The sequence below is a fragment of the Actinomyces sp. ICM39 genome, assembly GCF_000282935.1.
Classification (GTDB): Bacteria; Actinomycetota; Actinomycetes; order Actinomycetales; family Actinomycetaceae; genus Pauljensenia; species Pauljensenia odontolytica_B.
The window spans coordinates 43,399-58,148 of sequence record NZ_ALCB01000042.1 but is presented as its reverse complement, the minus strand read 5'-3'; the positions used below and the strand labels follow the sequence as shown (position 1 = coordinate 58,148).

Sequence of the window (14,750 nt, the reverse complement as noted above, 5' to 3'; positions counted from 1 at the left end):
TCCCACCATCCGCGGCCGAGGGACCAGGTGCCCCGGCCTCGTCCCCCCGAAAGGACCGCTCATGACCACCGAGCTCGACATTCAGCTGACCGCCACCGGCGACAACCCGCTCGTCGGCGTCGTCATGGGCTCCGACTCCGACTGGCCCACCATGGAAACAGCCGTCGGTGCCCTCGCCGAATTCGGCATCGCCTGCGAGGTTGGTGTCGTCTCCGCCCACCGTATGCCCGAGGACATGGTCGCATACGGCCGTTCCGCCTCGGCGCGCGGCCTGCGCGTCATTATCGCCGGAGCCGGGGGAGCGGCCCACCTGCCCGGCATGCTCGCCGCACTCACCGAACTACCGGTCATCGGCGTGCCCGTGCCCCTCAAGCACCTCGACGGTGTCGACTCCCTGCACTCCATCGTCCAGATGCCCGCGGGCGTGCCCGTCGCGACCGTCTCCATCGCAGGCGCGCGCAACGCGGGGCTGCTCGCCGCGCGCATCCTTGGAGCCGGCGAAGGAGAGCGTGCTGAATCGTTGCGTGCCTCGATGCGAACCTTCCAGAAGGACCTACGCGACGTGGCCAGCGCAAAGGGGGCGGCCCTCGCGCAGCGCGTCTCCGAGGCTCGCTGAGCGACGCGAACACAAGTCCCGCGTGGGTAGCCGCAGGGGCCTTGTACAGCGTATCCTGAAGCTATGAGCATTCTCGTTTGTGGCGGCGCCGGCTACATCGGCGCACACGTTGTCCGCCTCCTGCGTCAGCGTGGGGATCGCGTCGTCGTCGTCGACGACCTGTCGAGTGGCAAAGCATCGCGCATCGGCGACGCCAAGCTCGTGAAGCTCGACGTGACCCTGGATGAAGCCCGCTCGGCGCTGTCCACCCTCATGGTGGACGAGGACGTCACGGCCGTCATCCACTTCTCCGCGCGCAAGCAGGTCGGCGAGTCGGTCGCCCGCCCCGCCTGGTACTACCAGCAGAACATCGGCGGCATGGCTAACGTCCTCCTCGCGATGGAGGACGCCGGCGTCGACCAGATGATCTTCTCCTCCTCGGCAGCCGTTTACGGCACGCCCGAGGCCCCCGTGGTCACGGAGGATATGGCCGGGCACCCCATCAACCCCTACGGTGAGACCAAGCTGATCGGCGAGTGGCTGATGGCCGACTGCGAGCGAGCCTGGGACCTGAAGTGGATCGGCCTGCGCTACTTCAATGTGGCTGGCGCCGGATGGCCCGACCTGGCTGACGACGCCGTCATGAACCTGATCCCGATGGTGCTGGACCGCGTTGAGCGCGGCGAGAGTGCCAAGATCTTCGGTACCGACTACGACACCCCCGACGGCACCTGCATCCGCGACTACATCCACGTCTTGGACCTCGCCGAGGCGCACATCGCGGCCCTCGATGTACTCGCCGAGGGGCGTCAGCCCGACCACCACACCTACAACGTGGGCACCGGCCTGGGCACCTCCGTCCGAGAGATCGTCGACGGCCTGCGCCGCGTCATGGGATGGGAGTTCCCCGTTGAGGAGCTCGATCGCCGCGCCGGCGATCCGCCCAAGCTCATTGGCGACCCGCTCTCCATCGGCGTCGACCTGGGCTGGAAGGCCAACAACGGGGTTGATGAGATCCTGACCTCCGCGTGGGAAGGCTGGCAGGCGGGTCCCCGCCCGATCACCGTTCCCGGCTCCTGAGGGTGCCTGTAGAGCTGAGAGCCCCCCGGCCTCGTTCCCTGTGAGGGACGAAGCCGGGGGTCTTACCGTTGTCGGTACGCGACCGTGTGGGGCGGTCCTACAGTCCGTCGACCTGGTTGAGGTCCGACGTCGTGAGGGTGCCCGCACGGAGCTTGGCGAAAAAGTCGTCCGCAGTCGTGTCACGCAGGAGTACCGCCGAGGCGCCCGCGTTCGTCGTGAAGTTCAGCGACTCGATCGGGGGAACACCCATCATCTGATTCGACGACGCGCTGCGCAGCGCCCACACGAGCGAGGCAACCGTGAGGACCGAGGAGTCCTCGTCGACCGTGAAGGAATGGGAGCCGGCGCGCTCCACGCGGAGGGTCTTCGCGGGATTAACGAGGGTCGAGGGCGAAGCCGCCGAAGAAATAACCTTCGAAATCACCTGACGCTGGCGCTTGGTGCGGCCGATATCGCCCTCGGGATCCTGATAGCGCATGCGCGAGAACTGCAGGGCGGTCGTGCCATCCACCGTGTGGCATCCAGCGGTCCACTTCAGACCGGAATACTGGTCGTCCGCGTCGTTGTCGTAGCACAGCTCGACGCCGCCGACGGCGTCCACCATGTCGGGCACGGCGCCCATACCGATCTGGACGAAGTGATCGACGGTCAGGCCCGTCAGCTTTTCCACGGTCTCCACGAGCAGCTGCGGGCCGCCGTAGGCGTAGGAAGCGTTGATCTTGTCCCAGCCGACTCCCGGGATCTCTGCGTAGGTGTCGCGGGGAATCGAGAGCGCAACCGCCTGCCCGTTCGGGGCAACGTTGACGAGCATGATCGAGTCGGCGCGTTCGGACTCATCGAAGCCATCCTTGACGGCACCGTCGGCGCGCGAGTCAGACCCGGCCAGCAGGTACGTCGTTCCCGCGGTGTCGGTAGCCCCCGACAGGGCGCTCACGCGGCCCATGTTGGTGTTGGCGTCCCATATGAGGAAGCCGCCCCACGCGAGGATGATAACCAGAATGAGGCACAGGGTCTTCAGGATTGGGTGGCGGCGCTTCTTACGCCGCGGCTTGGCAACCGGAGCGGTGGGAGCGACGGGTACCGCGGCGGGGGCGGGGGCCGCGGCGGGTGCGCTCTGGGAGCGATTGATCGTCACCTGACGAGGCCCGTTCCCGGACGGAGCATAGGTGTTCGAGCCTGAGGAGGAACCAGACCCCGGCGCGTACGACGGTGGGTTCGACGCCGAGGCCGGCTGGAAGGATGGCGGCTGCTGAGCCTGAGTGCGACGCGGGAAAATCGACTGAGACTCGCGCTGCGGCTGGTCCAGCGTGCGCGGCATCAGCGGACGCGAGGCGTCGACCTCGTCGTCGGAGATCCTCCACATCTGCGGTGCCAGGGCCTCGGGCGGGGGAGTGGGGGCGCCACCGCGCAGCTGCTCACCGACGACGTGGGCGTCGTCGGATCCGGGGCGGCGCCGCTTCGGGTCGGGCGTAAACGAGGGAGGAGTGCTCATTGGTTCTTCGGCGGGCAGGTAGCGGCTGTCTGCTTGGCAGCTTCCTCGTTGGCCGCGTTATTCGCGACGGAGGCGGACTGCTCGGTGTTATCTGTGGAGGTTGCATCCGAACCGGGATCGGTCGTCGGAGCCTGCGTCGGAGCGGACGTCGAAGGGGCTGTCGTTGCCGTCGGGTCGGGGACCACGAGCTGTGCACCGTTGCCGTCAGTGTAGGTTGTGCCCACGGGCAGGGCCTGATCGTTCTTCAGGGCGCTCCACACGTTGCGGGCCATCGGCTCAGAGGGGATGCGGCGGTTCGGATCCCAGGAGGGTTCCTCGACCGGCATCGTCACGAACTGAATGTTGGTGCGGTCGACCTTTTGTAGCACGTTGATGAGAAGGGACGCGTCCGAGCTGGCATCACCCAGATTATTGGAGACATTCACGGCGGAAATCGCGGCCTGCAAGAAGTTGATGAGCGAGCCGGGATCCGTCACGTAGTTCTTGTTCTGGAGCTCGCGCAGCATCGCGGAAATCAGCTGCTGCTGGCGGCCGATACGGGAAATGTCGGAGCCGTCGCCCTGGCCCTTACGCGAGCGCATGTAGGCCAGTGCGTGCGTGCCCGACAGCTTCCAGCAGCCCTCATCGATGTAGAGCTGGGCGGAGTCGTCGTCGATGCGCTCGGGGATGTTGAACCAGACGCCGCCCAGGGCGTCGATCATGTTAATAAAGCCAGCGAAATCAACGACCATGAAGGCGTCGATGGACATGCCGGAGAGCTTTTCGACGGTCGAACGCACGCACGCGATGCCGGGGGCAATGTCCTCCGGGTCGTCGCCGCCGTTCGCGCCGTAGACCATCGCGTTGTTGAACATGTCGTCGGTGGTCGGTTCGCTGGTGGTCCCGTCGCGGTGCTTACACGCCGGGATGTCCACGAGGGTGTCGCGGGGGATGGAGACGATCTGCACGCGCGAGCGGTCTGCGCTGACGTGAATCACCATCGTCGAGTCGTTGCGCAGGCCGGGAACGTCATCTGCGTCGCCCGCGCCGAGCTCGCCGCTCGCGCCGTTACGCGAGTCGGTGCCGACCACGAGGATGTTGACGGCGCGTCCTTCAAAGGAGTCCGGTGTTGCCTTGTTCTGTTCGTCGCTCGCGTAGGCGTCGATGTTGACGACGCGGTTGGCGAACTGGCTGCTCAAACTGGCGTACACGAACCCCGCCGATGACACCACGAAGAGCACGCCGGCCAGGAGCACGGCGAGTGCGCCGCGCAGGAGGCCGAAGCGTCCGTAGTTGACGGCCGAGTGCTGGATCGGTCGCAGATTCACGTTACTCATCATTTGTAACCATATCGTTATCTGGTGAGTTTGTCGGGGAATCAGGGCCGTTAGCGGCGCGTTCCACTCCGTGCGTATCGCTGTCTGAGCCGGTCATAGCCCCGTTGTTATCCACCTGAGCATCGGGCGGAAGGACGTGCGCGAGGGCAAGCGAACGGGCCAAGGTCGCCATGCGTGCCTCGGCTCTTGCCTCGCGCCGATATCCGGTCACCATCTGCGCGATGAAAGCCACGACCAGGCCGTAGACAATCAGGTTGACCCCTCGCTCTACGCCGATGGCGCGCGCAACGGTGTTCGCCAGCGAGGGGACGAGGATCGCCACGATGGCCGCCACCACGAGGATGCCAATGCCGATGCGGCGCAGAGCCAGCGACGAGGCCGAGGATACTGGGCGCACCAGCCACCACGCGGTGATCGCGAGGGCGATGAGCAGGAGGACGCGAATGGCGAGGTAGGCGCTCATCGTCCCCCCAACGCCAGATCGACGACGATGTTGACGGAGTTGAGCAGGGGTTGACCCTTGGCACGCGAGTAGTCCGTGTAGGAAATAGTCACGGGGTGCTCGGCACCGGGCAGGCTGGAGTCCGCGAGCTGAGAGACGATCTGCGAGGCGTGCGCCATGCGCGCGTGGGTGAGGTGAACGTAGGCGAGAGCGTCGGCGCGGAGGACACGCAGGCCGTTGTGCGTGTCCGTGAGAGCCATGCCCGTGCGCGCGCGGGCGGCCAACGCTCCCAGGCGCAGTATCGCACGCTTGACCGCGCCGACGGGGGCACGCGCACCGTCGAGGAAACGAGACCCAAGGACGAACGCGAGATCCTCCTCGCGCGCTCGATCCACCATCGCTGCCGCATCGGCCGGTTCGTGCTGCCCGTCGGCGTCGAAGGTGACGACGTAGCGGGCACCGCGCGCGAGGGCCGCCTCAAAGCCGGTCTGCAACGCCGCGCCCTGGCCGAGGTTGACGGGATGGGAAGCAGTAAAGGCGCCCGCAGCGCGGGCGAGAGCAGCAGTGTTATCGGTCGACGCGTCATCGACGACGAGCACACGCGGGAAAAGGGCGCGAACGCCCGCGACGACGCCCCCGATCACGGGCGCCTCGTTAAACGCGGGGATGATCACCCACGTGTCGGAGCGCATCTGCATTCGATTAGTGTCGCACATCGGGATGGGCGCGCGCCTATAGTGTTGGGTATCTGAGAGGGTGGCGAGCACCCCGATGCGCACCCGCACGCGTGAGCGACAATGAGAGGGAGACACCGTGATCGAGCCCAGCGCCGACGTGGCGCCCAGCGCGATTGTCGCGCCCAGCGCCCGCGTGTGGCACCTTGCTCAGGTACGCGAGGAAGCCCGCATTGGCGAGGAGACGATCGTCGGACGCGGCGCCTACATCGGAGAAGGCGTGAGAGTTGGCGGGCGCTGCAAGATCCAGAACTACGCCCTCATCTATGAACCCGCATCCCTGGCGGATGGCGTCTTTGTCGGCCCCGCGGCCGTCTTCACGAACGACCACTGCCCCCGCGCGATCAACGCCGACGGCACTCTGAAGAGCGCGAGTGACTGGGAACGCGTCGGCGTCACCGTCGAGCGCGGCGCCGCCATCGGCGCGCGCGCCGTCTGCGTGGCGCCCGTGCGCATCGGCGCGTGGGCATCGGTCGGCGCGGGTGCCGTGGTTACCCGAGACGTGGCCCCCTACGCGCTCGTCCTCGGCGTCCCCGCGCGCCGCGTTGGGTGGGTCGGCGAGGCCGGGGTACCCCTCGTGGCCGCCGATGACACAGCCAGCGAGGCCTCGGAACGCGCGTGGGTGTGTCCGGCCTCGGGGCGCCGCTACGTCGAGCGAGACGGTGCCCTGTTGCCCGAGGACACCCGGGCCTCGTCCTCGAATGCCCCCGATGCGCCCGACCAGACCCGTGAGGACCAACAGTGACGCAGCCGTTCATCCCACCCGCACGCCCGCTCATCGGCGAGGAAGAGATCGATGCGGTCGCAGCCGTCATGCGCACGGGCATGATCGCCCAGGGCCCCCAGGTTGCCGCCTTCGAGGAGGAGTTCTGCGCCGCCCTGGTGCCCGGGACATGGGCCGTCGCGGTCAACTCGGGAACCTCGGCCCTGCACCTGGGCCTACTCGCCGCTGGGATCGGTCCGGGCGATGAGGTCATCGTCCCCTCCTTCACCTTCGCGGCCACCGCCAACTCGGTCGCCATCACGGGCGCTACCCCTGTGTTCGCCGACATCGACCCGCTCACGTTTACCCTGTCGCCTGCCGCCGTCGAGGCCGCGATCACGCCGCGCACTCGGGCCATCATGCCCGTTCACCTCTACGGCCACCCCGCCCCCATGGACGCCCTCCAGGCGATTGCAGATTCCCGCGGACTCATGGTCTTTGAGGACGCCGCCCAGGCCCACGGTGCGAGCCTGCACGGGCGCGCGGTCGGCTCCTTCGGAATCTTCGCGGCCTTCTCCTTCTACCCGACGAAAAACATGACCAGCGGCGAGGGGGGCATGGTCACCTCGAGCGACCCCGAGATCATCCGCGGCGTGAAACTCGCGCGCAACCAGGGCATGGAGACGCGCTACGCCAACGAAATCGTGGGCCTCAACAACCGCATGACCGACATCCACGCGGCCATCGGACGCGTGCAGCTCACCAAGGTTGGCGCGTGGACGCGCGCGCGTCAGGACAACGCCGCCTTCCTGGACGCCCACCTGCGAGGCGTCACCGTCCCGCACGTCGCGCCCGGCGCTACCCACGTGTATCACCAGTACACGATCCGCGTGGCCGAAGACCGCGACGGCTTTGCCGCCGCCCTGCGCGAGGAATACGGCGTCGGCTCGGGCGTCTACTACCCGATCCCGAACCACGAGCTGCCGTCCCTCGCCCGCTTCGCCCCCGACCTGGAGCTGCCAGCCACGCGCGAGGCCGCCGACCAGGTTCTCTCCCTGCCGATCTACCCGTCCCTGACGCCCGCCGAGCTGGAACGCATCGCCGAGGCCGTGAATGCGCTCGCGGAAGCGGGGGCCTGACATGAGTATTCGCCTCGGAATCCTCGGCATCGGCTCGATGGGCCGACACCACGTGCGCAACGCTCGTGCCACGCAGGGCGTGGAGCTCGTCGCGCTGGCTGACCCGGGCGGCGACCGCTTCGGTGTAGCCGGCAACCTGCCCGTCCTGGGCGGTGTCGAGGAGCTCATCGAAGCCGGCATCGACGCGGCGATCATCGCCGCTCCCACCGCCCACCACGAGGCGGCAGCCCTGGCGCTGGCAGAGGCCGGGGTGCACACCCTCGTCGAAAAGCCCCTCGCCACGAGCGTGGAGGCGGGCCGCCGTATCCGCGACGCCTTCGCGGCCGCGGGACTCGTCGGCACCGTCGGCTACGTCGAGCGCTGCAACCCGGCGCTCATCGACATGCGCAGGCGGATCGCGGAGGGTCAGCTCGGCGAGATCGAGCAGATTGCGACGCGTCGCCAGTCGCCCTTCCCCGCACGCATTAGCGACGTCGGCGTGGTGAAGGACCTGGCCACGCACGACGTGGACCTGGCCGCGTGGGTTGCCGGTGCCCCCTACGAGAGCATCTACGCGCGCACGTCCGCGCGCTCGGGGCGAGAGCACGAGGACATGATGGTGGCCTCGGGCGTACTTGCAGGCGGCATCCTCGTCAACCATCTCGTCAACTGGCTGACCCCTTACAAGGACCGCACGACGATCGTGACGGGGGAGCGGGGCGCGCTCGTCGCCGACACCGCGATGGGGGACCTGACCTTCTACGAGAACGGCCACGCGCCCCTGCAGTGGGACGCCATCGCCGCCTTCCGCGGGGTGAGTGAGGGCCAAGTCGTGCGCTACGCGCTCACCAAGCGCGAACCCCTGGCGCTCGAGCACGAGCGCTTCCGCGACGCGATCCTCGGCGTGGGAAGCGAACACGTCACCATGGACGAGGCCCTGGATAACCTGCGCGTCGTCGAGGCGATCCTTGACTCGGCCGCCACGGGACGTTCTGTCGACCTGTAGAGTGCGGCCCTACCGCGTTACATCGGCGTAGATGGCGCGCAGTTGTTCGGTTGACGCCCGCAGCGAGCGTTCCTTGTCCACCCACGCGCGGCACTGTGCCCCGCGGTCCGCGCGCTCGTCCTCCGACCAGGCCAAGGCCTCGTCGATGGAGCGGGCGAGAGCGTCCGGCGAGCGCTCCTGTGTGAGCAGCGAGGCCTCGGGCGCGATCATCTCCGGCGTGCCTCCCGTGGAATAGGCGATGGTGGGAACGCCGCACGCCTGCGCCTCGAGGAGGACGAGTCCCGCGGCCTCCTGCCGCCCCTGCGTCGGCTTCGTGGGCAGCACGAGGACGTGGGCGCGGCGAATCCAGTCGCGCACCCGCTCGCGATCCAGCCGTCCCGCGAACGTCACGTGGGCAGGAGCGCGTTCGCGCAGACCCGCCTCCAGTTGCCCGTCTCCAACGAGCACGAGGCGATGCGGGCGGCGCCCCACGAGGGTGGCGGACGCCCGTGCCAGGTCGTCCACCCCCTTCAGACGGCTGAGCGCGCCCACGAACAGGACGACGGGCTCCTCGCGCGATTCTGCTGCGTTCGGGGCGGGTGTCCACCAGTGCGTGTCGACACCCTGATAGTGGACGCTCAGCCGCGCCGGATCGACGCCCGCACCCAGCGCGACGTCCGCCAGGTACCGGGAGACGGCCAGCAGCCGACTCGCGCCCTCGAAGGCCGCCGTCCGGTTGCGTGCGTTCCACGCGGCACCCGCGCCGCGCCCGAGCCTCGGGTAGGCGTCCCCGCCGTGCAGCGTCACCACGAGGGGTGCGCCCGTGTCGCGTGCGGCCCCCACAGCCGGCAGGGACCAGGTCGCCTGATGCTGGTGAATGACGTCCGGATTCCAGGCGGCGATCGCGCGGCGCATCTGGCCCAGGCCTCGTGCCTGCGCGGCCACGCGAAGCGGGAGGGATCCTCCGAGCGCGCGGGGCGCGGCCTCGTCGATGGGGATCGTGATGGACGGATCGGTGATGCGCGCCGCGAGCGTGAAAGCCCGCCAATCGAGCTCCGGCATCGCGAGGGCGTGCGAGAGCGCGAAGTAGGTCGGGGGAACCAGCAGGGTTCCCTTCGTCAGGGCGACCCTCATGAGTTCCACCCGAGGGTGGGCGTGGATCGGTGAGCGGGCATGCCACCATCCTAGGGGCAAGCCGCGCGCCCCAGGTGATTAAATGAGTCCATGATGAACGCCCCTGCCCGCCCCGCCCGCTCGGGCGTCCTCGCGCAGGTGCTCACCCTCCTTGGCGGCACCCTCCTCGCCCAGGTCATCGCCTTCGTCGCCCAGATCGGCGTCGCCCGCCTCTACACGGACACGGACCTGGGGTATCTGGGCATCTTCACGTCCGCTGCAACGCTCGGCGCTGCCGTCGCGGGTGCCCGCTTCGACCTCAGCATCGTCCTGCCCGCCCCGGGGGACGAGGCCTCAGCCCGGTCCCTGGCTCGCCTCGCCTCGCGCTGCGTGCTCGTCGCCTCCGCTCTGGCCACCCTGATTGCCGCCGCCGCATGGCCGTGGGTGTCCGAACGCTACGGAAACGCGCTTGCGGGGTGGATGCTCGCCGTTGGCGTCTCCGTCCTGTTCCTGGCGCAGGGGCAGGTGTGCTCCTACTGGCTGACCCGCCACCGCCGCTTCCAGGCGATCGCGCGTTCCTCCGTCGTGCGTGCCCTGGGGATCGCGGTCCTGCAGCTGGTGTGCGGTTTTGTGGCTGGTGGCGGCCTGGGTGCAGCGATTGGGGCGACGATCGCGGGCCAGGGTATCGCCGTCGCCTACCTGTCGTGGCGCGCCCGCGACGCCCGTGAGCGTCAGGACACCGATCCGACCCTGCGCGAGGTGGCCTCGCGCTACCGCAAGATGGCGCTCGTGGGCGTGCCCAACGTCGTCGTCGACGCGCTGCGCACGAGCGCGATCCCGATGCTCATCGCTGCGTATTCCGTGGCTGCGCTCGGCCAATTCAACATGGCGTGGCTGGCCCTGCAGGCCCCGGTCGCCCTCATCGCGGGGGCGCTGTCGCAGGTGTACCTGCCGCGCCTGTCGGACACCCCTCCCGGGGAGATGACCCGAGTCGTCGTGCGTGTTGGTGGCATCGCCTTGGGATGCTCGATCCCCGTGTTCGCGATGCTCGCGTGGGTGAGCCCGGCACTCTTCCCCCTCGTGTTCGGGGTGCGCTGGGAGGCTGCCGGATACTTTGCGCGCTCCCTGGCCCCGTGGCTAGCCCTGACGGTCGCGACCTCACCGCTGTCGAATGTCTTCGTTGCGACCTACCACCAGCGGCGCATGCTGGCCTTCGCGTGCGTGTACTGTGCGGCGCCGCTGATCTGGCTCGCGTCCAGCCCCTACGGAGTGGAGACCACGGTTGCCGTGCTGGGCGTCCTCATGGCTGCGCTGCTGGTGGGCATGCTGGCGATGGCGTTCCTGACGGCGCGCGCCTACGACCGCGGGGACGGGCAGCGGCCTCAGGCCTCGTGAAACCCTTGTGAAACCTGTGTTTTATGGGCGGGCTCGCGCGGCGAGGGCCCGCTCGTAGGCCTCGCGCAGGCGCGCGGCACCCTCCTCCCAGGTGGGGATCGTGGGCGCGGTGAAAGCCCCGATGTCCTCGCGCGTGATGGACTCCAGGGCCCCGATGAGGTCGCGCTCCGGATCCTCCAGCACCCACGTGTCGGCCTGATCGCCCAGGTATCGGCGGGCCTCGGACAGGGGAGAACACAGCGCGGGCACCCCGGCCGCGAAGGCCTCCATCATCTTGTTGGGCGTGGACATGCGGTGCGACAGGCACCCCGACTCGATGAGGCACAGCGCGACGTCAGCGCCGCGCGTCATAGCCAGCACCTGATCCGGCTCCACGGGCGGCAGGCGGTGGATGTTCGTGTGCTGCGCTGCGGCCCGCTCGACCTCGGGAAGAAGCGCGCCCGCTCCGACGAAAACCACGTGTGCGCTTGTCACCTGCTCAAACGCGCGCAGAATCAGGGGAATATTGCGCCCGGGCGCCAGGTAGCCCGAATGCAGGTACAGGAGAGCGCCCTCGGGGATCCCCAGCTGCGCGCGCAGGTCGATGACCCCGTCCGCGCCCGTCGGGGCATTTGTCACGACGACGGGATCCACGCCCGGGTAGGCCTCGCGGTACCACTGCGCGATCGACTCATTGACCACGGACACCACGTCCGCACGCCGGATATAGCGGCGCTCAATGACGCGCTGGAGGCGCTGGCGCAGGCCTGCCGACCCAACCGTCTCCGTCTCCAGCTCGTGCGCGTTGTACGCAAATACCGCGCCCGTGCGCCGCGCCAACGCGTGCGCGAGGGGAAGCAAGAACAGGTTCTGCGCGGAGACGGCCGCGACGCGCTGCCTCGCGAACCGCCGGTACACGCGGGCGCCCCACGCCACGACGACCCTCGGACCACCCAGGGGCGCACCCAGGGAGGCTCCCCGAATCCGCGTGAGGCGCACGGTGGGGGCCACGGCCTCGTCCGCGGGGAGCTCGCCCTGATCGATGCCGACGACGTGGGTGCGCGAGAAAAGCGGGGACAGTGAACGCGCAATCTTCACCAGGCGACCGGGCGAGGCCAGGTTCGACGGGTAGAGCAGGAGATTGAGCGCGCGATCCACGCCCCCATTGTAGGTGGGGCGGGGCACTACACTGGAGGGGAACAACGAGGCCGGAGACGGAAAGGGGAGCCACATGCGCATCGCGGTCGTCGGCATGGGCAAGATCGGTTTGCCGCTGGCGGTGCACTACGCGCGCGGCGGGCACACCGTCGTTGGCGTGGATGTGAACCCCAGCGTGGTCGCCCTCATTAACGAGGGGGTTGAACCCTTCCCGGGCGAGGCGCACCTGGCCGAGTACCTGCCCCCGCTTGCCTCCTCCGGCGCCCTGCGTGCCACCACCGAGTACGCCGAGGCGATCCCCGGCTCCGACGCGGTCGTCATGGTCGTGCCCCTCGTCGTCGATGACGAGAGCCGCCCCGACTTCCGCATCATGGACGCCGCCACCCGCTCCATGGCCGAGCACCTGACGCCCGGCACCCTCGTCTCCTACGAGACCACCCTGCCCGTGGGCACGACGCGCGGACGCTACAAGCCCCTCATCGAGGAAGTCTCCGGCCTGGTTGAGGGCCGCGACTTCGACGTCGTGTTCTCGCCCGAGCGCGTCCTCACCGGCCGGGTTTTCGCCGACCTAGCACGCTACCCCAAGCTCGTGGGGGGCCTCAGCGAAGCCGGCGAGGCGCGCGGCGTTTCCTTCTACGAGGCCGTCCTCTCCTTCGATGAGCGCGACGACCTGCCGCGCCCCAACGGCGTGTGGTCCATGGGCAGGGCCGAGGCCGCTGAAATGGCCAAGCTTGCCGAGACTACGTACCGGGACGTCAATATCGGCTTGGCCAACCAGTTCGCGCGCTACGCGGACGCGGTCGGCATCGACGTCGCTCGCGTCATCGAGGCCTGCAACTCCCAGCCCTACTCCCACATTCACCGGCCCGGCATCGCGGTCGGCGGCCACTGCATCCCTGTCTATCCGCGCCTCTACCTGGCCGGGGACCCGGACGCGACCGTCGTGTCCGCCGCGCGTGCCGCGAACGCCGCCATGCCCGCCTACGCGGTCTCGCGTGCCGCCGCCCTGCTGGGGTCCCTGGAGGGCCTGCACGTCGCGGTCCTGGGCGCCGCCTACCGCGGCGGGGTGAAGGAAACCGCCTTCTCCGGCGTCTTCGGCGTCACCTGTGCGCTGCGCGAGGCCGGGGCGCAGGTGAGCGTGCACGATCCGCTCTATTCCGACGATGAGCTGTCAGCCTTTGGGTGGGACGCCTACCACCTCGGAGAGCCGGTGGACGTCGCCATCGTCCAAGCCGACCACGTCGCCTACCGGGACCTGGTGCCCGCTGACCTGCCCGGCGTGCGCCTCCTCGTCGATGGCCGCGCCATCACCTCACCCGAGGCGTGGGCTGGAACACCGCGCATCACCATCGGCGGGGGAAGCACTCCCGAATGCTAGTCACTCTCGCAACCCGCACCTTTACACCCGAGCCGACGGCCGCCGCGCTGCGCCTCGGGGCACTTGCCCGCGCGCTCGCCGCAGGCGGAGACAGGGTCCGAGTCCTCACCTCGCGCCTGGCTCCCTCCGTCGCCCGCGACGCCCGTCAATCCGCCGGAAGTGGCGCCGATCCGGGGGACGGGGCAGACCTCGTCGAGGTTCGCCGCGCCCCCGTCCTGCGCGACCGCACGGGAGCGGTTCGCGGATACGTGTCCTACATGTCCTTCGATGTTCCCCTCGTCGCCCGGCTGCTCACCGGTCCGCGCCCGGGTGTAGTCGTCTCCGAGCCCCCACCGACGACCGGCGCCGCCGTACGCATTGCATGCGCGGTGCGCCGTGTCCCCTACGTCTACTACTGCGCCGACATTGTCTCGGATGCCGCCGCGCTCGCGGGCGTGCCCGGCCTCGTCGTGCGCACGGTCGCGGGGCTGGAGTCTTTTGCGCTGCGCGGTGCCCGCCGCGTCATCGCCGTTTCCGACGGGGTCGCTTGCCGCGCCCGTGACCTGGGGGCTCGGGACGTCACGGTCGTTCCCAACGGGGTACGCGTGCCAGACGCGGTGGCCACCGGCGCTCCCGAAGGATTCCCCACCTGCGACGGCCCCGTCTTCGTCTACGCGGGAACGGTCGCCCAGTGGCTGGCCCCCGAGGTCTTCGTCGATGCCTTCGAGCGCGCGCGAGCGCGGCTCGGGGACGCGCGCCTCGTGTTCGTGGGGCAGGGGAGCGGATGGGATGCCCTCGCCGAGCACTGCCGAGGCGTGGCCGGCGTCGACATGATCCCCGCCGTCAGCGCCGAGGAAGCGGACCGGTGGATGGCACGAGCCGCCGCGACGCTCGCCTCGCTGCGACCGGGCGGGTACGACTACGCCTACCCGACGAAGATCCTCGCCTCCCTCGCGCAGGGCACTCCCGTCATCTACGCGGGTCCGGGCCAGGCCGCCCGTGACATCGCGGAGGGGGAACTCGGAGTCGCGTGCAACCTCGACGCTGATGAGGTCGCCGAGGCCATGGTTGGTCTCGCGTCGGGCACTGCCGCCTGGGTGGGTGCTGAGGGGGCGCGCGCCTGGGTGAGCGCGTATCGGTCAGTCGAGGCCTCATCGCGCGCTGCGGCCGCGGTGGTTCGGTCGGCGCTCGCGTAGGCCTTCGGTTTTCTCCCTCGGGTTGACGCGGCTGAGTGGCGTTATTCCTGGCCATGAGTGCTGTCGATGGCGCGTCGGTGCGTCCCG

14 protein-coding genes are annotated in these 14,750 nt (G+C 69.1%); 8 read left to right on the top strand and 6 right to left on the bottom strand.

The genetic code is table 11. From position 1 onward, the window contains the following. The first annotated feature begins 61 nt into the window (after nt 1-61). Together purE and galE are read left to right on the top strand one after the other, a co-directional pair. The gene (gene purE / locus HMPREF1137_RS02390; RefSeq protein WP_007588455.1) at nt 62-616 is read left to right on the top strand and encodes a 5-(carboxyamino)imidazole ribonucleotide mutase; all 555 of its coding nucleotides are present in this window, start codon (nt 62-64) and stop codon (nt 614-616) included. A 63-nt stretch (nt 617-679) separates the two neighbouring features. Continuing rightward, on the top strand, nt 680-1,675 hold the full coding sequence (gene galE / locus HMPREF1137_RS02385) for a UDP-glucose 4-epimerase GalE (RefSeq protein WP_007588482.1): 996 nt from the start codon (nt 680-682) through the stop codon (nt 1,673-1,675). A 97-nt stretch (nt 1,676-1,772) separates the two neighbouring features. Here the strand turns inward: galE and HMPREF1137_RS02380 are convergent, their stop codons facing one another. From HMPREF1137_RS02380 to HMPREF1137_RS02365, 4 genes are read right to left on the bottom strand one after another with little or no spacing between them, the layout of a single operon-like run. Further along, the gene (locus HMPREF1137_RS02380) at nt 1,773-3,167 is read right to left on the bottom strand and encodes an LCP family protein (protein WP_007588426.1); all 1,395 of its coding nucleotides are present in this window, start codon (nt 3,165-3,167) and stop codon (nt 1,773-1,775) included. After that, nucleotides 3,164-4,486 carry an LCP family protein gene (locus HMPREF1137_RS02375; RefSeq protein ID WP_034496407.1) on the bottom strand — a complete coding sequence of 441 codons (1,323 nt, stop codon included), beginning with the start codon at nt 4,484-4,486 and terminating at the stop codon, nt 3,164-3,166. Before HMPREF1137_RS02375 ends, HMPREF1137_RS02380 begins: the two co-directional genes overlap by 4 nt. Then, a complete protein-coding gene (locus tag HMPREF1137_RS02370; RefSeq protein ID WP_007588453.1) occupies nt 4,476-4,946 on the bottom strand; it encodes a DUF2304 domain-containing protein in 471 nt (156 codons plus the stop codon). The genes HMPREF1137_RS02375 and HMPREF1137_RS02370 overlap by 11 nt, the downstream gene beginning before the upstream one ends. Next, nucleotides 4,943-5,623, bottom strand: a complete 681-nt coding sequence (locus HMPREF1137_RS02365) for a glycosyltransferase family 2 protein (RefSeq protein ID WP_007588505.1) — start codon at nt 5,621-5,623, stop codon at nt 4,943-4,945. The genes HMPREF1137_RS02370 and HMPREF1137_RS02365 overlap by 4 nt, the downstream gene beginning before the upstream one ends. A 115-nt stretch (nt 5,624-5,738) precedes the next feature. Here HMPREF1137_RS02365 and HMPREF1137_RS02360 point away from each other — a divergent pair, with 115 nt between their 5' ends. From HMPREF1137_RS02360 to HMPREF1137_RS02350, 3 genes are read left to right on the top strand one after another with little or no spacing between them, the layout of a single operon-like run. Continuing rightward, on the top strand, nt 5,739-6,404 hold the full coding sequence (locus HMPREF1137_RS02360; RefSeq protein ID WP_007588441.1) for an acyltransferase: 666 nt from the start codon (nt 5,739-5,741) through the stop codon (nt 6,402-6,404). After that, complete coding sequence (locus tag HMPREF1137_RS02355) at nt 6,401-7,501, top strand: DegT/DnrJ/EryC1/StrS family aminotransferase (protein ID WP_007588484.1); 1,101 nt, start codon at nt 6,401-6,403, stop codon at nt 7,499-7,501. Before HMPREF1137_RS02360 ends, HMPREF1137_RS02355 begins: the two co-directional genes overlap by 4 nt. Before the next feature lies 1 nt (nt 7,502). Continuing rightward, the gene (locus HMPREF1137_RS02350) at nt 7,503-8,486 is read left to right on the top strand and encodes a Gfo/Idh/MocA family protein (protein ID WP_007588512.1); all 984 of its coding nucleotides are present in this window, start codon (nt 7,503-7,505) and stop codon (nt 8,484-8,486) included. A gap of 9 nt (nt 8,487-8,495) precedes the next feature. On the opposite strand, the gene HMPREF1137_RS02345 is transcribed toward HMPREF1137_RS02350, so the two are convergent. Further along, entirely contained in the window at nt 8,496-9,599 is a 1,104-nt protein-coding gene (locus HMPREF1137_RS02345; RefSeq protein WP_007588468.1) for a glycosyltransferase family 4 protein, read from the bottom strand. A gap of 90 nt (nt 9,600-9,689) precedes the next feature. On the opposite strand from HMPREF1137_RS02345, the gene HMPREF1137_RS02340 reads away from it, so the two are divergent. Next, entirely contained in the window at nt 9,690-10,973 is a 1,284-nt protein-coding gene (locus HMPREF1137_RS02340; protein ID WP_007588421.1) for a lipopolysaccharide biosynthesis protein, read from the top strand. 21 nt (nt 10,974-10,994) lie between these two features. Here HMPREF1137_RS02340 and HMPREF1137_RS02335 read toward each other — a convergent pair whose 3' ends face one another. After that, nucleotides 10,995-12,191: a glycosyltransferase gene (locus HMPREF1137_RS02335; RefSeq protein WP_034496416.1), complete on the bottom strand. Its 1,197-nt coding sequence runs from the start codon at nt 12,189-12,191 to the stop codon at nt 10,995-10,997. Here HMPREF1137_RS02335 and HMPREF1137_RS02330 point away from each other — a divergent pair. Beyond that, nucleotides 12,184-13,488 (top strand): nucleotide sugar dehydrogenase, encoded by a 1,305-nt coding sequence (locus HMPREF1137_RS02330; protein WP_007588438.1) that lies wholly within the window; start codon nt 12,184-12,186, stop codon nt 13,486-13,488. The two genes, HMPREF1137_RS02335 and HMPREF1137_RS02330, sit on opposite strands and share 8 nt — an antisense overlap. Continuing rightward, nucleotides 13,482-14,663, top strand: coding sequence for a glycosyltransferase (locus tag HMPREF1137_RS02325; RefSeq protein ID WP_007588504.1), 1,182 nt, complete (start codon nt 13,482-13,484; stop codon nt 14,661-14,663). Before HMPREF1137_RS02330 ends, HMPREF1137_RS02325 begins: the two co-directional genes overlap by 7 nt. Nucleotides 14,664-14,750 lie beyond the last annotated feature (87 nt).